This is a genomic window from Pseudoalteromonas sp. APAL1, assembly GCF_021532475.1.
Classification (GTDB): domain Bacteria; phylum Pseudomonadota; class Gammaproteobacteria; order Enterobacterales; family Alteromonadaceae; genus Pseudoalteromonas; species Pseudoalteromonas lipolytica_C.
The window spans coordinates 17,817-40,280 of the sequence record NZ_JAKGAW010000006.1 but is presented as its reverse complement, the minus strand read 5'-3'; the positions used below and the strand labels follow the sequence as shown (position 1 = coordinate 40,280).

At 41.3% G+C, this 22,464-nt stretch carries 18 protein-coding genes; 11 read left to right on the top strand and 7 right to left on the bottom strand.

All coding sequences use genetic code 11. From position 1 onward, the window contains the following. Nucleotides 1–2: 2 nt before the first annotated feature. The 3 genes from L1264_RS04615 to L1264_RS04605 all read right to left on the bottom strand — a co-directional run bounded on the left by L1264_RS04615 (nucleotide 3) and on the right by L1264_RS04605 (nucleotide 3,042). Nucleotides 3–416, bottom strand: a complete 414-nt coding sequence (locus L1264_RS04615; RefSeq protein WP_199526436.1) for a SufE family protein — start codon at nucleotides 414–416, stop codon at nucleotides 3–5. A gap of 13 nt (nucleotides 417–429) precedes the next feature. Next, nucleotides 430–1,644 carry an aminotransferase class V-fold PLP-dependent enzyme gene (locus L1264_RS04610; protein ID WP_135924765.1) on the bottom strand — a complete coding sequence of 405 codons (1,215 nt, stop codon included), beginning with the start codon at nucleotides 1,642–1,644 and terminating at the stop codon, nucleotides 430–432. A 111-nt stretch (nucleotides 1,645–1,755) separates the two neighbouring features. Further along, a complete protein-coding gene (locus L1264_RS04605) occupies nucleotides 1,756–3,042 on the bottom strand; it encodes a citrate synthase (RefSeq protein WP_135924762.1) in 1,287 nt (428 codons plus the stop codon). 408 nt (nucleotides 3,043–3,450) lie between these two features. On the opposite strand from L1264_RS04605, the gene sdhC reads away from it, so the two are divergent. From sdhC to argA, 9 genes are all read left to right on the top strand, one after another. Then, on the top strand, nucleotides 3,451–3,828 hold the full coding sequence (gene sdhC, locus L1264_RS04600) for a succinate dehydrogenase, cytochrome b556 subunit (protein WP_075593614.1): 378 nt from the start codon (nucleotides 3,451–3,453) through the stop codon (nucleotides 3,826–3,828). Beyond that, complete coding sequence (sdhD, locus tag L1264_RS04595; protein WP_135924759.1) at nucleotides 3,819–4,166, top strand: succinate dehydrogenase, hydrophobic membrane anchor protein; 348 nt, start codon at nucleotides 3,819–3,821, stop codon at nucleotides 4,164–4,166. The genes sdhC and sdhD overlap by 10 nt, the downstream gene beginning before the upstream one ends. After that, the gene (gene sdhA, locus L1264_RS04590) at nucleotides 4,167–5,939 is read left to right on the top strand and encodes a succinate dehydrogenase flavoprotein subunit (RefSeq protein ID WP_135924757.1); all 1,773 of its coding nucleotides are present in this window, start codon (nucleotides 4,167–4,169) and stop codon (nucleotides 5,937–5,939) included. It abuts the gene before it with no gap. A 10-nt stretch (nucleotides 5,940–5,949) separates the two neighbouring features. Next, complete coding sequence (locus L1264_RS04585; RefSeq protein WP_199526437.1) at nucleotides 5,950–6,666, top strand: succinate dehydrogenase iron-sulfur subunit; 717 nt, start codon at nucleotides 5,950–5,952, stop codon at nucleotides 6,664–6,666. A gap of 84 nt (nucleotides 6,667–6,750) precedes the next feature. Then, nucleotides 6,751–9,570 carry a 2-oxoglutarate dehydrogenase E1 component gene (locus L1264_RS04580; RefSeq protein ID WP_199526438.1) on the top strand — a complete coding sequence of 940 codons (2,820 nt, stop codon included), beginning with the start codon at nucleotides 6,751–6,753 and terminating at the stop codon, nucleotides 9,568–9,570. A 3-nt stretch (nucleotides 9,571–9,573) separates the two neighbouring features. After that, entirely contained in the window at nucleotides 9,574–11,085 is a 1,512-nt protein-coding gene (gene odhB / locus L1264_RS04575) for a 2-oxoglutarate dehydrogenase complex dihydrolipoyllysine-residue succinyltransferase (RefSeq protein WP_135924749.1), read from the top strand. Nucleotides 11,086–11,262: 177 nt separating this feature from the next. Then, on the top strand, nucleotides 11,263–12,429 hold the full coding sequence (sucC, locus tag L1264_RS04570; RefSeq protein ID WP_135924747.1) for an ADP-forming succinate--CoA ligase subunit beta: 1,167 nt from the start codon (nucleotides 11,263–11,265) through the stop codon (nucleotides 12,427–12,429). Continuing rightward, nucleotides 12,429–13,301, top strand: a complete 873-nt coding sequence (gene sucD, locus L1264_RS04565; protein WP_036968616.1) for a succinate--CoA ligase subunit alpha — start codon at nucleotides 12,429–12,431, stop codon at nucleotides 13,299–13,301. The genes sucC and sucD overlap by 1 nt, the downstream gene beginning before the upstream one ends. 195 nt (nucleotides 13,302–13,496) lie before the next feature. Next, on the top strand, nucleotides 13,497–14,837 hold the full coding sequence (gene argA / locus L1264_RS04560; protein ID WP_135924744.1) for an amino-acid N-acetyltransferase: 1,341 nt from the start codon (nucleotides 13,497–13,499) through the stop codon (nucleotides 14,835–14,837). A gap of 74 nt (nucleotides 14,838–14,911) precedes the next feature. Here the strand turns inward: argA and L1264_RS04555 are convergent, their stop codons facing one another. After that, nucleotides 14,912–15,982 carry a DUF3083 family protein gene (locus tag L1264_RS04555; RefSeq protein ID WP_199526439.1) on the bottom strand — a complete coding sequence of 357 codons (1,071 nt, stop codon included), beginning with the start codon at nucleotides 15,980–15,982 and terminating at the stop codon, nucleotides 14,912–14,914. Between the two features lie 228 nt (nucleotides 15,983–16,210). Between L1264_RS04555 and glnS the strand changes: the two genes are divergently transcribed. Then, a complete protein-coding gene (glnS, locus tag L1264_RS04550; protein ID WP_135924739.1) occupies nucleotides 16,211–17,878 on the top strand; it encodes a glutamine--tRNA ligase in 1,668 nt (555 codons plus the stop codon). A gap of 90 nt (nucleotides 17,879–17,968) precedes the next feature. Here glnS and L1264_RS04545 read toward each other — a convergent pair whose 3' ends face one another. Continuing rightward, complete coding sequence (locus tag L1264_RS04545; protein WP_199526440.1) at nucleotides 17,969–20,380, bottom strand: TonB-dependent receptor; 2,412 nt, start codon at nucleotides 20,378–20,380, stop codon at nucleotides 17,969–17,971. 154 nt (nucleotides 20,381–20,534) lie between these two features. On the opposite strand from L1264_RS04545, the gene L1264_RS04540 reads away from it, so the two are divergent. Next, a complete protein-coding gene (locus L1264_RS04540; RefSeq protein WP_135924734.1) occupies nucleotides 20,535–21,062 on the top strand; it encodes a YaeQ family protein in 528 nt (175 codons plus the stop codon). Here the strand turns inward: L1264_RS04540 and yfaE are convergent. Next, nucleotides 21,059–21,331 carry a class I ribonucleotide reductase maintenance protein YfaE gene (yfaE, locus tag L1264_RS04535; protein ID WP_135924731.1) on the bottom strand — a complete coding sequence of 91 codons (273 nt, stop codon included), beginning with the start codon at nucleotides 21,329–21,331 and terminating at the stop codon, nucleotides 21,059–21,061. The genes L1264_RS04540 and yfaE overlap by 4 nt on opposite strands. After that, the gene (nrdB, locus tag L1264_RS04530) at nucleotides 21,331–22,461 is read right to left on the bottom strand and encodes a class Ia ribonucleoside-diphosphate reductase subunit beta (RefSeq protein ID WP_130051426.1); all 1,131 of its coding nucleotides are present in this window, start codon (nucleotides 22,459–22,461) and stop codon (nucleotides 21,331–21,333) included. The genes yfaE and nrdB overlap by 1 nt, the downstream gene beginning before the upstream one ends. Between the last annotated feature and the right edge of the window lie 3 nt (nucleotides 22,462–22,464).

The window sequence follows — 22,464 nt, the reverse complement described above, 5'->3', positions numbered from 1 at the left end:
ATTTAGCGGTCTTGCTCAGCCATGGTTTGAATTTTATCAACCATGGCTTTGATGCCATTGCCGCGAGAAGGGCTTAAATGGCTAATTAGACCGAGTCGTTCAAATTCATCATAGGCATTTATTTGTGCTGCTTGTTCCGGTGTTAGACCATTGTATAAGGCTAAAATTAAAGCCAATAGTCCTTTAACGATACGGGTATCTGAATCACCAGCTAAAACAAGGCTATTTTCTGTATGATCAAAGTCGATATATAGCCACACTTTACTTTCGCAGCCTTTAACTAGGGCATCATCTACTTTAAGCACTTCTGGCATAACTGGTAATTGCTTACCTAATAGCATTATCTGGCGGTATTTTTGCTGCCAACCTGCAGCTGTTTCAATGTTTTTACTAACGGCTTCAAACGTTGAATTCATAACTTATCCAAATTTAATCTAATAACTCAATACTGTTTTTAAGAGCATCAATAAACGCATCTACATCATCTTTATTGTTATATAACGCAAAGCTTGCTCTTACTGTACCAGGAATGTGCAAATGGCTCATTATAGGTTGTGTGCAATGGTGGCCACTGCGCACGGCAACGCCAAACCCATCAAGCAGAGTGGCTAAATCGAAGGGATGTTCATCGCGATAATTAAAACTAATGTTACCGATGTTATGTATTTGGTTTGAATAGATATTAATACCATCAATAGCTGATAATTGTTTTATCGCATAGTCAAAAACTGTATGCTCATGTTGACGCATTTGCTGAAAATCTAACGATGTTAAATACTTTATTGCCTCACTAAAGGCGATTACACCCGCAATATTAGGTGTTCCTGCTTCAAATTTACCCGGTGCATCCCGAAAAGTGCTTTGCGTGAGGCTCACTGTTTCGATCATTTCGCCACCGGTTTGATAAACATCGAGCGAATTTAACAGCTCAAAACGTCCATAAAGACCACCCAGACCTGTAGGCCCGAGCATTTTATGGGCAGAAAATACGTAAAAGTCACAAGAAATTTCTTGTAGATTAGGGCGTAAATGCATCGCAGCCTGCGCACCATCAATCACAGAAATAGCATTAATGGCTTTACATGCTGTAATGATAGGCGCTAAATCAGTGATATTACCTAATGTATTTGATGCATGAGTAACAGCAACTATCTTAGGCTGATACAGTTTTATAAACTCACTGCACCTTACGCTATCAATGACCAAGTCATCTTCAATAGGTAAAATAATTAGTTCTGCACCAGTACGCTGTGCTAGTTGTTGCCATGGCACTATGTTGGCGTGATGTTCAATCGCAGAGATAGCAATTTTATCGCCTGGTTTAAGCCGAGAAGCCAGACCATTTGCGATTAAATTAATCGATTCAGTCGCTCCTTTGGTCCACACTAACTCATTGGCTTTAACAGAAAAATAATCTGCAAGTAGCGTTCTGGTGTGTTCATATTGGCGGGTCGCGTTTTCACTGAGTGTATGACGGCCACGATGCACATTGGCATTCTCATGACTATAAAAACGGGCAAGGGCATCAATAACTGCTTGTGGCTTTTGTGAGGTCGCTGCTGAGTCTAAATACACCAGAGGCTGCTCATTAACCGTTTCATTCAGTAATGGAAAGTCAGCGCGTATTTTTGCAATATCGAACATGGAAGGCCTTAAGCTACGAGAATGCGACGATTTTAATTACTTTGCACAAATAGACAAGTGCAGGGCAACAAAAAAGGCCGCATAGCGGCCTTTTTTAAACGCAAATTCGTATTAACGCTTGTCTGTTGGTACGTAATCGCGTGAAGTTTCACCAGTGTATAACTGACGAGGACGGCTGATCTTGTGACCAGGTTGAGAAAGCATCTCATCCCAGTGAGAGATCCAACCAACAGTACGTGACATTGCAAAGATTACAGTGAACATGCTTGTTGGAATACCGATAGCTTTTAAGATGATACCTGAGTAGAAGTCTACGTTAGGGTAAAGTTTCTTCTCAACGAAGTATGGGTCTTCTAGTGCAATTTGCTCAAGCTTCATTGCGATATCAAGAAGTGGATCTTGAATGTTTAGCTCAGCTAGTACTTCGTGACATGTTTGACGCATTACTGTCGCACGTGGATCGAAGTTTTTGTATACACGGTGACCGAAGCCCATAAGACGGAATGGATCTGACTTATCTTTTGCTTTAGCAACGTATTCGTCGATACGGTCTACTGAACCGATTTCTTCTAACATGTTAAGACATGCTTCGTTAGCACCACCGTGTGCAGGACCCCATAAAGATGCGATACCAGCCGCGATACACGCGTAAGGGTTTGCACCTGATGAACCAGCTAAACGTACAGTTGACGTTGAAGCGTTTTGCTCGTGGTCTGCGTGAAGCATGAAGATTTTATCCATTGCTTTAGCAAGAACAGGGCTAACTTTATATTCTTCAGCAGGTACTGAGAACATCATGTGTAAGAAGTTTTCTGCGAAGCTTAAGTCGTTACGCGGGTGTACAAACGGTTGACCTACGTTGTATTTGTAAGCCATAGCAGCGATTGTTGGTAACTTAGCAATTAGTTTGATTGCACTAGTTTTACGTTGTGTTGCATCAGTGATGTCTAAATCTTCGTGATAGAAAGAAGATAAAGCACCTACAACACCACATAGCATCGCCATAGGGTGAGCATCAAAACGGAAACCTTGGAAGAAGTTTGCGATTTTAGTATCAAGCATAGTGCTATGCGTGATTTCTTTTGCAAACTCATCGTATTGTTCTTTAGTTGGTAATTCGCCGTTTAACAGTAAGTAGCAAACTTCGATGTAGTTAGACTCATCAGCTAGTTGCTCAATTGGGTAACCACGGTGTAGTAATACACCTTTACCGCCGTCGATATAAGTGATTGAAGATTCACAAGAACCGGTCGACATGAAACCTGGGTCGTAAGTGAAGTAGCCATGAGAACCTAACGTACGTACGTCGATTACGTCTTGGCCAGCAGTGCCTTGGTAAATTGGAAGTTCGATTGGATCAAGACCATCAATATGGACCGTGGCTTTATTATCCGCCATCTATTTATCTCCTATTAAGATAACAACTCTGATTGTTATGTTCTGAATCTGTTTAAGCACATTCTTTTCATTTTAACGTGAAAGAGGGGTGTAAAGTCAATTTTTATAAACATTATGCATAAATGGATAATAAATATTCTGCCAGGATTAAATATTATACCATTGGCTAATTCGCAAACGACTCTTACTAAACAAGAATTGTAAAAAGACCTTTGGCTATATATACTATCCAAGGTTTTATACCGTATTGTCTGTAGGTAAACTTTATTTTTACATTTAAGTTTTGCATAAGTGTGAACTTTTTGTGTATCAACACGGTTTACTTAGATAGTTCCATCGAAATTCATTTTGATGGGTTTAGAAAAACAAGTAGATGAGCTCCTAAGTGGGCAAGATGGGCAAGTAACTGTGAAAAAGCAAAGACCTGTAAATCTAGATCTAACAACTATATCTATGCCGGCAACGGCTAAAGCATCAATTCTTCACCGCGTCACCGGTGTGGCACTATTTTTTGCTTTAACGTTTGTCATTTGGGCTTGGTCTGAGTCTCTTTCTTCTCCAGAAGGTTTTGAATTCGTCAAGGGTCTGTTCAGCGGATTCATTGCCAAATTCATAGCGTGGGGTACCATTTCTGTGTTGGCATATCACCTAATCGGTGGTGTTCGTCACATCATTATGGATATGGGTCACTGGGAAGAACTTGAATCAGGTAACTTCAGCGCTAAAGTTGCGATGGCTTTAGGTGTTGTAGCTGCAATTCTAGCAGGAGTGTGGATATGGTTTTAAATCAAGCAACTCTTAAACGTGATGGTGTACAAGATTTTGTATCACTTCGTACAACAGCATTAATAATCAGCGCTTATGCGATTTTTATTATCGGCTATTTTTTATGTACACCAGAAGTCACTTTTGAAGCCTGGCAAGGCCTATTCTCTAATCTAGCAATGAAAGGGTTTACACTAATTGCCCTTGTTTGCATTATGGTTCACACCCGTATCGGTCTTTGGCAAGTTCTAACTGACTATGTCAAAAATGCGAAATTACGTGCTGTTTTAGGCTTTGTATTAAACCTTATGGCCGTTGCTTACGTAGCAATTGGTCTAATCGTTTTATGGGGTGTTTAAGTGAATTATTCTGTTCGTGAATTTGACGCAGTAGTAATTGGTGCAGGCGGCGCGGGTATGCGCGCAGCACTTGCTATTACTGAATCAGGCAAAACCTGTGCACTTATCTCTAAAGTTTTCCCTACACGTTCTCACACTGTGTCAGCACAAGGCGGCATTACTGTTGCGTTAGGTAACTCGCATGAAGATAACTGGGAATGGCACATGTACGATACTGTTAAAGGTTCTGATTTTATCGGTGACCAAGACGCTATCGAATATATGTGTAAAACAGGCCCAGAAGCTATTACTGAATTAGAAAACATGGGCTTACCATTTTCTCGTTTTGAAAATGGCCGTGTTTATCAACGTCCTTTCGGCGGTCAGTCGAAAAACTTTGGTGGTGAACAAGCAGCACGTACTGCAGCAGCAGCTGACCGTACTGGTCACGCACTGTTACACTGTCTTTACCAGCAAAACGTTAAAAACAAAACAAACGTATTTTCAGAGTGGTATGCACTAGATTTAGTTAAAAACAGCGATGGTCATGTTGTTGGTTGTACAGCAATCGACATTGAATCAGGCCAAGTTGTTTACTTCAAATCAAAAGCCGTTGTTTTAGCAACAGGTGGTGCAGGTCGTATCTACGCATCAACAACTAACGCACACATCAATACAGGTGACGGCGTTGGTATGGCAACCCGTGCTGGTGTTGCATTGCAAGATATGGAAATGTGGCAATTCCACCCAACAGGTATCGCAGGCGCTGGTGTACTAGTAACTGAAGGTTGTCGTGGTGAAGGTGGTTACCTTCTAAACAAAGACGGCGAACGCTTCATGGAACGTTACGCGCCAAATGCTAAAGACTTAGCATCTCGTGACGTTGTTGCTCGTTCAATGATGACTGAGATCCGTGAAGGTCGTGGTTGCGATGGTCCTTACGGTCCACATATCAAGCTTAAACTTGACCACTTAGGTGAAGAGACGCTTAATTTACGTCTTCCTGGTGTATGTGACCTTGCGAAAACATTCGCACACGTTGACCCAGCTAAAGAACCAATTCCAGTAATTCCAACATGTCACTACATGATGGGTGGTGTACCAACTAACGTAAATGGTCAAGCATTACAAATCGATGCAAATGGTCAAGAGAAAGTAGTTGAAGGTTTATTCGCTGTGGGTGAAATTGCCTGTGTATCTGTACACGGTGCTAACCGCCTAGGTGGTAACTCACTTCTTGACTTAGTTGTGTTCGGACGTGCAGCTGGTAACTTCTTAGGTAAATACCTAAATGGTGTTGAAGCAGGTAAAGATGCGTCTGAATCAGATCTTGAAGCATCGCTTGCGCGCTTCAACCGTTGGGAAAGCTCTAAAGCTGGCCAAGGTGAAGACCCAGTTCAAATCAAGAAAGACCTACAAATGTGTATGCAGCTTAACTTCTCGGTGTTCCGTGAAGGTGATGCAATGGCTACAGGTCTTAAAGAGCTTAAAGAAATTCGTGAACGTCTGCAGTATGCTCGTCTTGACGACAAGTCAACAGAGTTCAACACTGCGCGTATCGAATGTCTAGAGTTAGACAACTTAATGGAAACAGCTTACTCAACTGCAGTAGCTGCAAACTTCCGTACAGAAAGCCGTGGTGCACATTCTCGTTTTGACTTCCCAGATCGTGATGACGATAACTGGTTATGTCACTCTATCTTTAACCCAGTTACAGATGAAATGACAAAACGTGAAGTAAACTACGCGCCGAAACTGCGTGAAGCTTTCCCACCTAAAGCACGTACATACTAGGAGCGAGACGATGGCACAAGTACAATTTTCCGTTTATCGTTACAATCCAGATGTTGATAATGCACCACGTATGCAGGACTTCACGCTAGAAACGCAAGAAGGCCAAGATATGATGGTTTTGGATGCTCTAATGAAACTAAAAGAGCAAGATCCAACATTATCATTCCGTCGTTCATGCCGTGAAGGTGTGTGTGGTTCTGACGGTATCAACATGAATGGTAAAAACGGTTTAGCATGTATTACTCCTTTATCAACGCTACTTAAAGGTGGCAAAGGTAAAATCGTAATTCGTCCATTACCTGGTTTACCTGTGGTACGTGACCTTGTTATTGACATGAGTCAGTTCTACACTCAATACGAAAAAGTTAAGCCTTATCTAATTAATGACACGCCAGCGGCGGGTGAGCGTCTTCAATCTATCGAAGAACGTGATAAGTTAGATGGCTTATATGAGTGTATTTTATGTGCATGTTGTTCTACATCGTGTCCTTCGTTCTGGTGGAATCCAGACAAGTTCATCGGTCCTGCGGGTCTTCTTCATGCGTATCGTTTCTTGGCTGATAGCCGCGATACAGCGACTGAAGAGCGTCTTGCAGATCTTGACGATGCGTTCAGCGTGTTCCGTTGTCACAGTATTATGAACTGTGTTAGCGTGTGTCCTAAAGGTCTTAATCCGACTAAAGCAATTGGACAAATCAAATCAATGCTTTTAAACCGCGCTGTTTAAAGCTTGAATATGTAAGGTGGTTAAGTGATTAACCACCTTGTTTTTACAACAATTAATTTCTGCGCTAAAGAAAAGGGCTTATAAATGCACGAAGGTGTGATGAAGGCATGGCTAGAATCTTCTCACTTAAACGGCGGAAACGTTGCTTACGTAGAAGAGCTTTATGAAGCGTACTTAGATGATGCGACTTCTGTGCCAGAAGAATGGCGAGAAGTGTTCGAACAATTACCAAAAGTAGATGGTGTGGATGTTGACGTAAAACATTCAGAGGTTCGTTCACAATTTGCGGAGCTTGCTAAAAACAAGCATAGAGAAGTAGTGGTAGCAGAGGGTGGCTCTGGCGATCCTAAACAGGTCAAAGTGCTACAACTTATTAATGCTTTCCGTTTCCGTGGTCACCAAAATGCTAACCTAGATCCATTAGGTATCTGGGAACGCGAACGAGTTCGAGATCTTGAACTTGAATACCACGATTTATCTGAAGCTGATTTTGACCGTGAATTCAATGTGGGTTCGTTTGCCGTAGGTCGCGACACCATGCCTTTAGGTGAGCTATACCAAGCACTTAAGACCACGTATTGTGGTTCAGTTGGTGCAGAATATATGCACATCACTTCAACTGAAGAAAAACGTTGGTTACAACAGCGTTTAGAATCAGTGCAATCTCGTCCAACGTTCTCTAAAGAAGAAAAGCTACGTATCCTTAAAGGATTAACAGCTGCAGATGGCCTTGAAAAATATTTAGGGGCTAAGTTCCCTGGTGCAAAACGTTTCTCACTTGAAGGTGGTGATGCGTTGGTACCAATGCTTAAAGAACTAATTCATCGTGCAGGTGAAAGCGGACAAAAAGAAGCTGTTATTGGTATGGCTCACCGCGGTCGCTTGAACGTACTAGTGAACGTTTTAGGTAAAAACCCATCAGAATTATTCGATGAGTTCGCTGGTAAACACAAAGATACTTTAAGCTCAGGTGATGTTAAATATCACATGGGTTATTCATCTGACTTCGCTACAAAGGGTGGCAACGTGCATATGGCACTTGCGTTTAACCCATCTCACCTTGAAATTGTTAACCCAGTAGTTATGGGTTCGGTACGCGCTCGTTTAGACCGTTTAGGTGATAAGTCAGGTATTAAAGCATTACCAATTACTATTCACGGTGACTCTGCAATCGCAGGTCAAGGTGTTGTTCAAGAAACATTTAACTTATCGCAAACTAATGCATTTAGTTGTGGTGGTAGTATCCGTATCGTGGTAAACAACCAAGTTGGTTTTACAACGTCAAAACAAGCGGATGTTCGTTCTACACCATACTGTACTGACATTGCGAAAATGGTTCAGGCACCTATTTTCCACGTTAATTCTGACGATCCAGAAGCGGTTGCATTTGTTACTCAAATCGCACTTGATTTCAGAAATCAATTCAAACGTGACGTTGTAATTGATTTAGTATGTTATCGCCGTCATGGTCATAACGAAGCGGATGAGCCGAATGCGACTCAACCACTTATGTACCAGAAAATCAAAAAACACCCAGTTCCACGCCTAATTTATGCTGACCAACTTGTGTCTGAAGGTTCATTTACAGAAGATGAAGTCAAAGCACTTGCTGATGAGTACCGTAACGGTCTTGATGGCGGTAACTGTGTTGTTGAAGAGATTCAACCAGAAACATCTCACTCTTCGGATTGGGCTAAATTCGTTGGTCACGATTGGGATGTTGAGTACGATGCAAAACTTTCTGTTGAAAAATTAAAAGAACTTGGTGAAAAAGTATCAAGCTACCCAGAGAACCATAAAGCTCAGTCGCGTGTTAAGAAAATTTACGACGACCGTAAGCTAATGGCATCAGGTGAAAAACCACTTGATTGGGGTATGGCAGAAACGCTAGCTTATGCTTCACTTGTTGATGCAGGTACAGATATCCGTTTAACAGGTCAAGACTCAGGCCGTGGTACTTTTTTCCACCGTCATGCTGTTATCCATAACCAAAAAGATGCATCAACCTACTTGCCGCTGCAAAACATCAGCGAAAAACAAGGTTCATTTGAAGTATACGACTCAGTACTTTCTGAAGAAGCGGTACTTGCATTTGAATATGGTTACGCAACAGCTGAACCAACTTCACTTGTAATGTGGGAAGCACAATTTGGTGACTTCGCTAACGGTGCACAAGTTGTATTTGACCAATTCTTAAGTTCAGGTGAACAAAAGTGGGGCCGTTTATGTGGTCTTACATGTTTACTTCCACATGGTTATGAAGGTCAAGGCCCAGAGCATAGCTCGGCACGTCTTGAGCGTTTCTTACAATTGTGTGCTGATCACAATATGCAAGTGTGTGTGCCTTCAACACCTGCGCAAGTTTATGCAATGCTTCGTCGTCAATCTGTACGTCCTTTACGTCGTCCATTGATTGTTATGACACCTAAGTCACTACTTCGTCATCCGCTGGCAACTTCAACACTTGAAGAATTATCTGAAGGTGTGTTCCACAATATGATCGATGAAATCGATGATATTGCAGCAGATAAAGTAGAACGCGTTGTATTCTGTAGTGGTAAAGTTTATTACGAGTTACTACAAGAGCGTCGTAAACAAGAATTAAATAACATTGCTATTGTTCGTGTAGAACAATTATATCCATTCCCACACGCTGAGATGGATACAATCATGCAACGTTACCAACACGTTAAAGATTTTGTTTGGTGTCAAGAAGAGCCGCAAAACCAAGGTGCATGGTATTGTTCTCAACATCATTTTGTTGATGCAATTCCTGAAGGTGCTAAATTAACTTACGCAGGTCGTAAAGCATCAGCATCACCAGCGTGTGGTTACATGTCAGTGCATAATAAAGAACAACAAGCGCTCGTTGCAGACGCGCTTACTATTGAAAAGAAAGGATAAGCAATGAGCACAGAAATTAAAGTTCCTGTACTTCCTGAGTCGGTTGCTGATGCTACTGTTGCAACATGGCACGTAAGTGTTGGCGACAAAGTAAGCCGCGACCAAAACTTGGTTGATATCGAAACAGATAAAGTTGTTTTAGAAGTTGTTGCACCAAACGATGGTGTAATCACTGAAATTTCACAAGAAGAAGGTGCAACGGTACTTGGCGAGCAAGTAATTGCATTACTTGGTGATGCAGATGCTGCACCAGCAAGTGACGACTCTGCCAAAGAATCTGCACCAGCAAAATCAGAAGACGCGCCAGAGGCGCAATCAGCACCAGCATCAGAAGGTAAAGAAGTGGACATTAAAGTACCTGTACTTCCAGAATCAGTCGCAGACGCGACAATTGCTACTTGGCATGTTCAACCAGGTGAAGCGGTAACTCGCGATCAAAACCTAGTTGATATCGAAACTGATAAAGTTGTTCTTGAAGTGGTTGCTCAAGAAGACGGTATCATGGGTGAGCACATTCACGCTGAAGGCGAAACAGTACTTGGTGAGCAAGTAATTGGTACAGTTAAAGCAGGCGCAGCGCCAGCTAAAGCACCTGCAGCAAAAGCTGAAGAGGCTACTGCAAGCGAATCAAATGATAGCTCTGATGTGTTAACACCATCAGTTCGTCGTTTAATCGCTGAGAAAGGTCTTGATGCATCTAAAATCAAAGGCACAGGCAAAAACGGCCGTGTGACTAAAGAAGATGTTGATACATTCTTAAAAGCACCTGCAGCAGCACCAAAAGCTGAAGCAGCGCCTGCAGCACCTATGGGTGACCGTACACAAAAACGTGTTCCTATGACACGTTTACGTAAAACTATCGCTAATCGTCTTCTTGAAGCGAAAAACTCAACTGCAATGTTAACTACATTCAACGAAGTTAACATGAAGCCAATCATGGATCTTCGTAAGCAGTATCAAGAAGTGTTCGAAAAGCGTCATGGTATCCGTTTAGGTTTCATGTCTTTCTACGTGAAAGCAGTTACTGAAGCACTTAAGCGTTTCCCTGAGGTGAATGCATCTATCGATGGTGATGATATCGTTTATCATAACTACTTCGACATCAGCATTGCGGTTTCAACTCCACGTGGTCTTGTTACACCAGTTCTTAAAGACTGTGACAAGCTATCAGTGGCAGAAATCGAAAAAGGTATCCGTGAATTAGCACTTAAAGGTCGTGACGGTAAACTATCTATCGAAGATATGACTGGTGGTAACTTCACAATTACTAACGGTGGTGTATTCGGTTCATTACTTTCTACACCTATCATCAACTTGCCACAGTCTTCAATCTTGGGTATGCATAAAATCCAAGATCGCCCAATGGCTGTTAATGGTAAAGTTGAAATCTTACCAATGATGTATTTAGCGTTATCTTACGATCACCGCCAAATCGATGGTAAAGAATCAGTAGGCTTCCTAGTAACAATTAAAGAGTTACTTGAAGATCCAACTCGTTTACTACTAGATGTTTAATCTGGTTGTATAAAAACTAAGCTGTGAACCCTGTTCACAGCTTTTTTTTTGCGCCTTTGGTCTAACTGGGGTTTTCATGTGGAGCCTTGGGATTTATACTAAGTGCGCAATTTGGGATAGCTGTTTATTTTGCATAAATATTCAGCTCTTTTAGTATAAAAAATTGGATAAAGCATCATGAATTTGCATGAGTATCAGGCAAAACAACTTTTTGCCGAATATGGTTTACCAGTTTCTCAAGGTTTCGCTTGCGATACACCTGAAGAAGCTGCAGCAGCTGCTGAGAAAATCGGCGGTGATATGTGGGTTGTTAAAACACAGGTTCACGCAGGTGGCCGTGGTAAAGCTGGCGGTGTTAAGCTAGTTAAAACAATCGACGAAGTAAAAGAGTTCGCTGCGAACTGGTTAGGTAAAAACTTAGTTACTTACCAAACAGACGAAAATGGTCAGCCAGTAGCTAAAATCCTTGTTGAAAGCTGCACTGACATCGCTAACGAATTATACCTTGGCGCTGTAGTAGATCGTGCTTCTCGTAAAGTTGTTTTCATGGCATCTACTGAAGGTGGTGTTGAAATCGAGCAAGTTGCAGAAGAAACTCCAGAACTAATTCACAAAGCTGAGATCGATCCACTAGTTGGTCCACAAGCATACCAAGCTCGTGAATTAGGCTTCAAACTAGGTTTAAACCCTACTCAAATGAAACAGTTCGTTAAGATCTTCATGGGTCTTGCTAACATGTTCAACGATTTCGATTTCGCACTATTAGAAATCAACCCGCTAGTAATTACAGACGAAGGTAACCTTCACTGTCTAGACGGTAAAATCGGTGTAGATGGTAACGCGCTTTACCGTCAACCTAAAATCCGTGAAATGCACGATCCTTCACAAGAAGATGCACGTGAAGCTCACGCTGCAAGCTTCGAGCTTAACTACGTTGCACTAGACGGTAACGTTGGTTGTATGGTTAACGGTGCAGGCCTTGCAATGGGTACTATGGACATCGTAAACCTACACGGTGGTAAGCCAGCTAACTTCCTAGATGTTGGTGGTGGTGCTACTAAAGAGCGTGTATCTGAAGCATTCAAGATCATCTTATCTGACGACAACGTTAAAGCTGTTTTAGTTAACATCTTTGGTGGTATCGTACGTTGTGACATGATCGCTGAAGGTATCATTGGCGCAGTTAAAGAAGTAGGCGTAAACGTTCCTGTAGTAGTACGTTTAGAAGGTACTAACGCTGAACTAGGTCGTGAAGTACTTGCTAATTCTGACCTTAACATCATCGCTGCTGAATCACTAACAGACGCAGCTGAAAAAGTTGTTGCTGCTGCGGAGGGCAAATAATGTCTGTATTAATCAATAAAGATACAAAAGTTATCTGTCAAGGTTTCACAGGTGGCCAAGGTACTTTCCACTCTGAGCAAGCGCTTGAGTACGGTACACAAATGGTTGGTGGTGTAAGCCCAGGTAAAGGCGGTCAAACGCACCTTGGTCTTCCAGTATTCAACACAGTACGTGACGCTGTTGAAGCAACTGGTGCAACTGCATCAGTTATCTATGTACCAGCACCTTTCTGTAAAGATGCAATCTTAGAAGCTATCGATGCTGGCATCGAGCTTATCGTTTGTATCACTGAAGGTATCCCAACACTAGACATGGTTGACGTTAAAGTTAAGCTTGAGCAAACTGGTGTTCGTATGATCGGTCCTAACTGCCCAGGTGTTATCACTCCGGGTGAAACGAAGATCGGTATCATGCCTGGTCACATCCACAAGCCTGGTAAAGTAGGTATCGTATCACGTTCTGGTACTTTAACTTACGAAGCGGTTAAACAAACTACTGACGCTGGTTTCGGCCAATCAACATGTGTTGGTATCGGTGGTGACCCAATCCCTGGCACTAACTTCATCGACGTTTTAGAAATGTTCGAAAAAGACGAGCAAACTGAAGCAATCGTAATGATCGGTGAAATCGGTGGTACTGCAGAAGAAGAAGCTGCAGAATACATCAAGCACAACGTGACTAAACCAGTTGTTTCTTACATTGCAGGTGTTACTGCTCCTCCAGGTAAGCGCATGGGTCACGCAGGTGCAATCATCGCAGGCGGTAAAGGTACTGCTGATGAGAAATTTGCTGCATTAGAAGCTGCTGGCGTAAAAACTGTACGTTCACTAGCTGACATCGGTGCTGCACTTAAAGAGAAAACAGGCTGGTAATCAGTTTTAATCTCTTAAAAAAGGCTCGCTTATGCGGGCCTTTTTTGTATCTGAGAGTTTCCTAGTTTGTGCACGAAAATTCTAGCTGTAAATTAAGAATAATAATGCTTTATTTGTGAATAAAAATTCCATACACTGATACCTTGTTTATTTGTTTTTATATAAAACGCTGTTATTAAAAAAGGTAAATATCACGTGCGTACCACAGAATTGGTAGATGGATTTCGCCAGTCAACTCCTTATGTTAATGCTCACCGAGGTAAAACTTTCGTTGTAATGCTCGGCGGAGAAGCAATTGATCAGCCAGGTTGTCGTAGCATCATTAATGATGTTGCATTATTAACGAGCTTAGGTATCAAAATCGTTTTAGTGTTTGGTGCAAGGCCACAGTTCAATGCGGCACTGCAAGAATTTGGCATAACTAGTCAGTTTCATAATGAAATACGTGTTACTGATAACGCGACTTTTGATGTAATAAAGAAAGTTGCGGGTGCAATGCAGTTCGATATTACTGCACGTTTATCGACCTCGCTAAGTAGTACTCCTATGACTGGCTCATACTTGAATGTGGTCAGCGGTAATTTTGTTATCGCTCAGCCTTTAGGAGTTGACGAAGGCATTGATTATCATCACTCAGGCCGTGTAAGACGTATTGATGTTGAAGGGATTCGTCATCAATTAAACAATAACAGTATTGTACTACTTGGTCCGATTGCCGCCTCAGTGACAGGTGAAAGTTTTAATTTAACCGCTGAAGAAATTGCCACTCAGGTTGCATTAAAACTACGTGCCGACAAAATGCTTGGTTTTTGTAAAGAGGCCGGTATCTTGGATGAAAACGGTGAAGCAATTGCCGAGCTTATGCCAAATGAGGCGGAATCTGTCTTAGCAAACTACCGTAATCAACCTGATTCATGTTTAAGTGCAACGGTATTCTTACAAGCGGCCATTGATGCATGTCGTGGCGGCGTACATCGTTGTCATCTAGTTAGTTACAAAGAAGATGGCGCATTATTACAAGAGCTTTTCTCATTAGATGGCATTGGTACGCAAATCGCGCCGCAAAGCTCTGAACAGTTACGTAGTGCAACAATATCTGATATTACCGGGATTATTAATCTGATCAGACCGCTTGAAGAGCAGGGCTATTTAGTTAGGCGTTCTAGAGAGCAGCTTGAGATAGAAATAGAGCAATTTACTGTCATTGAGCGTGATGGTTTAATTATCGCCTGTGCCGCTTTATACCCATTTGCTGAAGAACAAGTGGGGGAGTTTGCAAGTCTGGCTGTTCATCCACAATACCGAGATGCAGATAGAGGGAGTTACCTACTGCGTTTTATTATTAATAAAGCCAAACGTGCGGGTTACTCGCATTTATTCGCTTTAACCACACGCAGTATTCATTGGTTTTTAGAACAAAGCTTTGAATTGGTGACCGTTGATGAGTTACCGGCGAAGAAAAAGGCACTGTATAACTATGAGCGCCGTTCTAAAGTGCTGCGACTGGACCTTACTAAACTAAGTAAAAACCGTTGATAGTACAACTGAGTGGGTTGCTATAAAAAAGGTGACGCATGTGCGTCACCTCTAATTCTATATATTGTATTTAATTAATACTCATAGTTAATGTGCTGATAAAAGCGCACACGTAAATCTTGGCGCGTTGGATTAAAGGCCAGCTCGTCAGTTACTTCATTAATTGCGCTTTGCACTTGATTCATAAACTTACCATAACCAATGTCATGCTTGTCTTTATCGGCTGCGGCAATTACAAAATGTAAAGAATCAACAAGTTGATTTGCATCCCAATAATGTTGTAATTGCACTTGCTCTGAGCTGCAATCAAAGGTTAGCTTTTGCAGTTCACTGTTACTTTGTGCGTTATCAATATTGCTATTACGAACAATAGGGCGGGTACCATTAGCGATAAAAGCACCAAGGGTTAGCGCCCGTTTTTCGCAAGCTCGTTTGAATGCATCAAAAATATATTGATAAAACTGCGTGTAATTCTCTTCATTCAACATATGTTGAAATTGCGTTTTAATCGCGCGGGTTACTGGAATAGAAAACCCAGCATAAGTCATTTCACTGTGCTGTGTTGGTAAATGACATTGGCGAGATTGATAGCGTGGATATAAGCTACGCAATTTATAGCCATAGCTTTCTTTGTGACCTTTTGCTTTAGCAAATAAATCATAAGTAAGATGCTGGTGATCGCGAATTTTAAGTGGAGGTTGACCGCTTAATAGCTTTTCTTGTAATGAGTTTATTACGCGCTGTACGTTATGGTGAAAACTTGCTGCATTAGCACGAATATCTTCACCTGTAGCCAAAAATAATAAACGAATTTTTTTGCATTTTACTTCATCAGCGGCAAACACATTATGTGCTTCGTGGTATTGTGGGTTATAGAAAAATAAAATCTGCTTAGCGGTTTCTAAACTATATGCCTCATCATGGTAACGAACGACAGGTAACTTATCGTTAGCGATCAGATGTACATTGTGCAGTTCATATTCATCACATAGTGCAAATAACTCCCTTGCAAGACGCTTATAAGCACAGCTTACATTACTAAACTGAGCAAAAAACTCATCAGTAGGTTTAAACTCAACTAGCACATACTGGTTAGCACGCGCAGAGCTTGGAATATAGACTCTATGTTGATTGAGCGAAGCCATCTTTTTTCCTTATTGGTAGTGAAACTGACGGCACTATATCGCTAGTCAATGATCATTTTATTGCGTTAGAACAATTTTTTTACCGATTTTGCAGCGTCTGTAAACGATGTATTCAATAATCGGCTTATTATCTTCAATAAACATGGTTCAACTACTGTATGTTAGGGTTTGTTTTTGTAATAATGCATTAGTTTTGTCACCATGCAATATTTTGAGGATTATGCTCCTATGGCGGAAATTGAGAATCGCCCAAGTAACTTTATTAGAACGCGTATCGACGAAGATCTCGCAAGCGGTAAGCATGCGACTACACACACGCGTTTTCCACCTGAACCAAACGGTTTTTTACACATTGGTCATGCAAAGTCTATCTGTTTAAATTTTGGTATTGCCCAAGATTATCAAGGTCTTTGTAACTTACGTTTTGATGATACGAATCCAGAAAAAGAAGACATCAATTACGTAAATTCAATTAAAGAAGATGTGCAGTGGTTAGGTTTTCAGTGGGATGGTGAAATTAAGTATTCATCTAACTATTTCGATGCGTTATACGGCTATGCTGTTGAGCTTATCGAAAAAGGCCTTGCGTATGTGTGTTTCTTATCGCCAGATCAAGCACGTGAATACCGTGGTACTTTAAAAGAGCCAGGTAAAAATAGCCCGTACCGTGATACGCCAGTAGAAGAAAACCTAGCGCTATTTGAAAAAATGCGTAATGGCGAATTCAAAGAAGGCGAGTGTGTACTGCGTGCTAAAATCGATATGGCTAGTTCATTCATGGTATTGCGTGATCCGATTTTATACCGTGTACGTTTTGCTCACCACCACCAAACAGGTGATAAGTGGTGTATTTACCCAATGTACGACTTCACGCACTGTATTTCAGATGCGCTAGAAGGTATCACGCATTCATTATGTACGCTTGAGTTCCAAGATAACCGTCGTTTATACGATTGGGTATTAGATAACATCAGCCTTGAGTGTCACCCACAGCAAATCGAGTTTTCACGATTAAACCTTGAATACACCATTATGTCTAAGCGTAAATTAAACGACTTAGTGGTTAATGGTCATGTTGAAGGCTGGGACGACCCACGTATGCCAACGATTGCTGGTTTACGTCGTCGTGGATACACACCTGCGTCAGTGCGTGAGTTCTGCTCGCGTATCGGTATCACTAAACAAGAAAACATGGTTGAAATGGGTATGCTAGAAGCATGTATCCGTGAAGACCTAAATGAACATGCACCACGTGCAATGGCTGTTCTTGATCCGGTGAAGATTGTTATCGAAAACTATGATGCAGATAAAGTAGAGACTTTATCAGTTGCCAATCACCCGAATAAAGAAGAGATGGGCCGTCGTGATGTGCCTTTCACGCGTGAGATTTATATCGAACGTGAAGACTTCCGTGAAGAAGCAAATAATAAGTTCAAACGTTTAGTACTTGATAAAGAAGTACGTTTACGTGGTGCTTATGTAATTAAAGCTGAGCGTGTTGAAAAAGACGAGAACGGTGAAATCACCACTATTTTCTGTTCTTACGATCCAGAAACGCTAGGTAAAAACCCAAGCGATGGCCGTAAAGTTAAAGGTGTAATCCATTGGGTATCAGCCAGTGAGTCAATCACCGCTGAAGTACGTTTATACGACCGTTTATTTAACGTACCAAACCCAGCTGCTGCTGAAGACTTCAATGCAACGCTAAATCCAGAATCACTCGTGGTTCTTGCTAACGCGAAACTTGAACCGTCTCTTGCTAATGCACAAGCAGAGCAGGGCTTCCAGTTTGAACGCATGGGCTATTTCTGTCGTGATAACAAAGCCGACTCACTAGTATTTAATCAAACTGTGGGTCTTCGTGATTCATGGGCAAAGATTGAACAAAAGGGCTAAACTTTTAACTAATTGTTTAAGTTTCTAAGCTTAATAAAAAACCCTTTCATTTTAAAAATGAAAGGGTTTTTTTATAACTATTAAAAGTGATTAAAAATAGCCGCGAATACCTAAGCTAAAGTTACGACCAGGTAGTGGTGCTTTTTCTTTAATAAATGAACTGTGAACGAAACCTAATTCATCCGTTAAGTTATCAGCATTAATGTACAGCTGCGTATCGACAGGACCTAAATCAAGTTGGTAATTTGCCGATGCGTCAAACAGGGTATAACCGTCAGTTTTTGTTTCATAAGCGGTAATATCTGACTGCTCAAAATAATGAGTGCCTGCTAGGCTAAATTGCCAACCGCCAACAGTATACTGTAGTTCAGAACCAAGTTTGTTTGCTGGAATACGTGGTAGGTAACCTTCGCCATCTTTTAATTTAGCAGTTGTTGAATCACCAAACACTTTAACCAATGTGCTAGGTGACACTTGGTAGTGGACGTCAAACTCAATACCGTAAAGTTTTGCATCTTTACTTGCAAATTGATACACCGCCATTGCGTCTTCGTCAGCCTCTGCTGCTGACTCTAGACCGTGTTCTTCATCGAATACGAGCCCAGTACTTTGCTGGTAATAGTAGTTTTCAATGTCGTTGTAGAAAAAGTTAACGGTGTAACCAAAGTCACCAATAAAGCGGCGGAAACTTAAATCAAAGTTGGTTGCAGTTTCTTGATCGATATCTTCAGGCTCAAAGTGTATTTCTCCGTCTTCGATATGATAACCAAGGCCTAACTCATATGTGCCAGTTGCAATGTGTACACCATTTGAAAGTAGTTCAGCACTAAGAGGCGCGCGCTCTGAACGAGATACGCTAAGCGCAACACTTTGGCCTTCTTGATATTGCCAGATTGCACCTGCAGAAAAACTTAGATTTGTGAAATCTTCGCTGTAATTGATGATTTCTGCTTCTTCGTCATCGTGACCTTCTTCCTCTTCGTGAGCGTGGTCATGATGGTGCTCTGCCATACTAACAGCCGAGTCAATTTGGTAATCCTCAATACGTGCGCCTAATTCAACGGTTACATCACCAAATTGACGCTCTTCAAGCATGAATAGTGCATTGGTTTTAGTTACACTTGCTGGTGTAAAGGCTTCTTCACCATCAGCATCGTAGTCTGATTCTGTGTAGTGGTAGCCAGCCATACCGTGCCAAAGGCCTAATTTATGTTCAACGGTTGCACGTGCTTCAGTGGTTTTGTTAGAAAACACAGTGCCAACTGCACCATCTTCAATTTCGGCATGTTTATAGTCTGTGTAACCCACACGTAGTGAGATATTTTCAATCCAGTTATCATGTAGCGCATAGCTCATGTAACCTTGCCAGCGATCTTGCTCTAATTGCGCGAAGACAGACTCTTCGTGTTCTTCTTCACCTTCGTGTTCATCATGATGCTCACCTTCTTCATGCTCTTCGTGATGATGGTGTTCATGGGCGGGAATACCGTAATCTGTTTCGATGCGACCATATGACACACCCAATGTTAGGTGGTCGCCAACATAACTCGTACCAAAATTAACATTTTGGCTATCGATAAAGGTGTTTTCTACACGGTTAGCGGTTTCGTGCTCTTCATGATCTTCACCCTCATGTTCGTCATGCTCTTCAGGAAGCTCGAATGTTGGTGTTTTATAATCATGACCTTTGCGCTTTGTGCCATCAAAATGGAAGTTGAAACCTTCATTACCGGTTTCAAGTTTTGCGGCATAAGTATTGGTGTTTGATACTGTGTCATGGGTGTATTGCGCAGCGCCTGTTAAAGTGTCTATATTGTCGGTAGGAATACGATTATCAACAACATTTACCACACCACCTATCGCACCGGAGCCGTAAAGTAGGGTAGCAGGGCCTCGTAGCACTTCAATTTGTTCAGCGGCTAGGCTGTCATTTGATGTTGCGTGATCTGGGCCAATACGTGATGCATCACTGCTATCAAGGCCATTTTGAGTGATTTTCACACGCGGACCATCTAAGCCGCGAATGATTGGGCTTGATGAAACTGGACCAAAATAACTAGCATTCACACCAGGTAGGCCTTTTAGTGTTTCGCCTAAGGTCGGCTTAGCCTTATTTTTAAGATTATCACCAGCCAATACGTTAACAGGTGAGATCATTTCAAGGCTATTTTTATGAAGCGCAGAAGCATAGACAACAACTGTTTCTACAGATGTTGGCGTGAGAGTAATAACTAGATTTTGATTGTCACCATTAATTTCAACACGTTTATCGATAAAATCATCTTTGCTGATGTGTAATTGGCCTTTGTTATCTACATCGATTTTAAACTGGCCTTGTTTATTGGTCACAACGCTTTGTGACTTACCATGAACGTGAACTTCAGCGTTACTGATAGGTTGCTGATTTTTATCTAATACTTGACCTGTGATCACAGCAGCCATTGTTGATTGAGAGAACAGCGCAGCGGCAACAGCACTAGAAAGAATTGAAATTTGCTTCATTATTACTACTTCTAAGTTTGTTGTTGAGTGTTGTGATATAATATAACACTGCAATTTTTTATCTGCAATAACGTTATACTATAACTTTTAACTAAGTCGCGAATTTTACACCGTAAACTATACTTAGAATGTTTCAGTTAGATGGACATTCGTTATGTCTGATAAGAATCGTGTTTTTAAAGCCAATTTTACTATTGCAGATTTGCGCGAACAGCGAAATCACCAAGAGGTTTTCACCACGGCATGTGATAGGCAAGAAAGCTATGAACATTTTGTGTTAAAGCTTTTAAGCTACTGCTTATTTTCTCATAATAAAATGGCAACCATGAACGCACGGCTTAAAAGTAGTGAGCCAGATGTGTCAATTAAAGCCCTTGATGAGCATTATGAAATGTGGCTAGCAGTTGGAGAACCTGATTTTACAATATTGAGTAAAATTGCTAAACGTGTTGACGAACTATGGGTTGTAACTACGCTAAACAATGAGTGGTTACAAGAATATGAGCATCAATTAGAGCTGATAAATAACAGCCATTTAATTGCCTTTGATGGAAACTTTATTGAGCAATTGGCGAGCCATTTGACTAAAAACTTACAGTGGGATGTAACGATAGATCAACAAACAGTAAGTGTCTCAGACAAAGAAAACTTCTACCAAACAAACGATCTTGTGTGGCATTAAAGTTCAATTTTTACCTTACCGTTGGGTTTACTACAACACAGCAACACTTCACCTGAGCGAACAAACGCAAGTGGTTCTTGGTTATAATTCACATCACCTTCGACTAATTTAGCGCGGCATGCGCCACAATAACCTTCACGGCATTGGTAGGGGACGTCTATTTTGTGTTGTTCTAGGCATTCAAGGAGAGATGAACAGCCAGAATCAAATTCGAGACTCTGGCTGTCTGTTCCTGCAAGGATAACCTCTGCAGTAGTGTTAGTGCTCATTACAGATCGAAGTCACCAAAATCTGATGCATCAACCTGAGAATCAATTTGGCCTACAAGGTAAGAGCTAATTTCAGCTTCTTGTGGAGCAACTTGAACGTTGTCTGATACTAACCAAGAGTTGATCCATGGAATAGGGTTACTCTTACTTTCGAACTGTGCAGGTAAGCCAACCGCTGTCATACGCGCATTTGTGATGTATTCAACATATTGACATAAGATATCTTTATTTAAGCCAATCATAGAACCATCTTTAAACAAGTATTCAGCCCAATCTTTTTCTTGCTCAGCTGCTTCAACAAACATCTGAATCGCTTCTTCACGGCATTGTGCAGCAACGATTGCCATTTCAGGATCGTCTTTGCCTTCTTGCATGATATTTAGAATGTGTTGCGTGCCAGATAAGTGGAGCGCTTCATCACGGGCAATAAGCTTGATGATTTTCGCATTACCTTCCATTAGTTCACGCTCTGCGAACGCGAATGAACAAGCAAAGCTTACATAGAAACGAATAGCTTCTAGAATGTTAACCGACATCATAGCTAGGTAAAGTTGCTTTTTAAGGTCAAATAAGCTGACTTTAACTTCTTCACCGTTGATCACATGTTTACCTTCACCATATAAATTGTAAACAGAAATCATATTGATTAAATCATCGTAGTATTTGGTAACCGCATCAGCACGTTCACTGATCTTCTCGTTACTGACGATATCATCAAAGATAAGCTCGGGAGACTGCGTAACGTTACGAATAATATGCGTGTATGAACGGCTGTGAATTGTTTCACTAAACGCCCATGTTTCAATCCAAGTTTCAAGCTCAGGAATAGACACAATGGGTAGTAACGCAACGTTAGGTGAACGACCTTGCACACTATCTAGCAAGGTTTGATATTTCAAGTTGCTTAAAAAGATGTGTTTTTCGTGGTCCGGTAACGCTTGGAAGTCAAGACGGTCTTTACTTACGTCAACTTCTTCAGGACGCCAAAAGAACGATAATTGTTTTTCAATTAGCTTTTCGAAGATAGGGTACTTTTGTTGGTCGTAACGTGACACGTTTACAGTTTGGCCGAAAAACATCGGTTCTTGTAATTGGTTATTATGGTTTCGGCTAAAAGTTGTATATGACATAGT

Excerpts from the sequence above, each read along its gene's own strand:
- nrdB (WP_130051426.1), bottom strand. The coding sequence starts at position 22,461 with ATGTCATATACAACTTTTAGCCGAAACCATAATAACCAATTACAAGAA.
- odhB (WP_135924749.1), top strand. The coding sequence starts at position 9,574 with ATGAGCACAGAAATTAAAGTTCCTGTACTTCCTGAGTCGGTTGCTGAT.
- L1264_RS04555 (WP_199526439.1), bottom strand. The coding sequence starts at position 15,982 with ATGGCTTCGCTCAATCAACATAGAGTCTATATTCCAAGCTCTGCGCGT.
- L1264_RS04615 (WP_199526436.1), bottom strand. The coding sequence starts at position 416 with ATGAATTCAACGTTTGAAGCCGTTAGTAAAAACATTGAAACAGCTGCA.
- yfaE (WP_135924731.1), bottom strand. The coding sequence starts at position 21,331 with ATGAGCACTAACACTACTGCAGAGGTTATCCTTGCAGGAACAGACAGC.
- sucC (WP_135924747.1), top strand. The coding sequence starts at position 11,263 with ATGAATTTGCATGAGTATCAGGCAAAACAACTTTTTGCCGAATATGGT.
- sdhD (WP_135924759.1), top strand. The coding sequence starts at position 3,819 with ATGGTTTTAAATCAAGCAACTCTTAAACGTGATGGTGTACAAGATTTT.
- L1264_RS04585 (WP_199526437.1), top strand. The coding sequence starts at position 5,950 with ATGGCACAAGTACAATTTTCCGTTTATCGTTACAATCCAGATGTTGAT.
- L1264_RS04605 (WP_135924762.1), bottom strand. The coding sequence starts at position 3,042 with ATGGCGGATAATAAAGCCACGGTCCATATTGATGGTCTTGATCCAATC.
- L1264_RS04580 (WP_199526438.1), top strand. The coding sequence starts at position 6,751 with ATGCACGAAGGTGTGATGAAGGCATGGCTAGAATCTTCTCACTTAAAC.
- L1264_RS04545 (WP_199526440.1), bottom strand. The coding sequence starts at position 20,380 with ATGAAGCAAATTTCAATTCTTTCTAGTGCTGTTGCCGCTGCGCTGTTC.
- sucD (WP_036968616.1), top strand. The coding sequence starts at position 12,429 with ATGTCTGTATTAATCAATAAAGATACAAAAGTTATCTGTCAAGGTTTC.
- L1264_RS04540 (WP_135924734.1), top strand. The coding sequence starts at position 20,535 with ATGTCTGATAAGAATCGTGTTTTTAAAGCCAATTTTACTATTGCAGAT.
- glnS (WP_135924739.1), top strand. The coding sequence starts at position 16,211 with ATGGCGGAAATTGAGAATCGCCCAAGTAACTTTATTAGAACGCGTATC.
- L1264_RS04610 (WP_135924765.1), bottom strand. The coding sequence starts at position 1,644 with ATGTTCGATATTGCAAAAATACGCGCTGACTTTCCATTACTGAATGAA.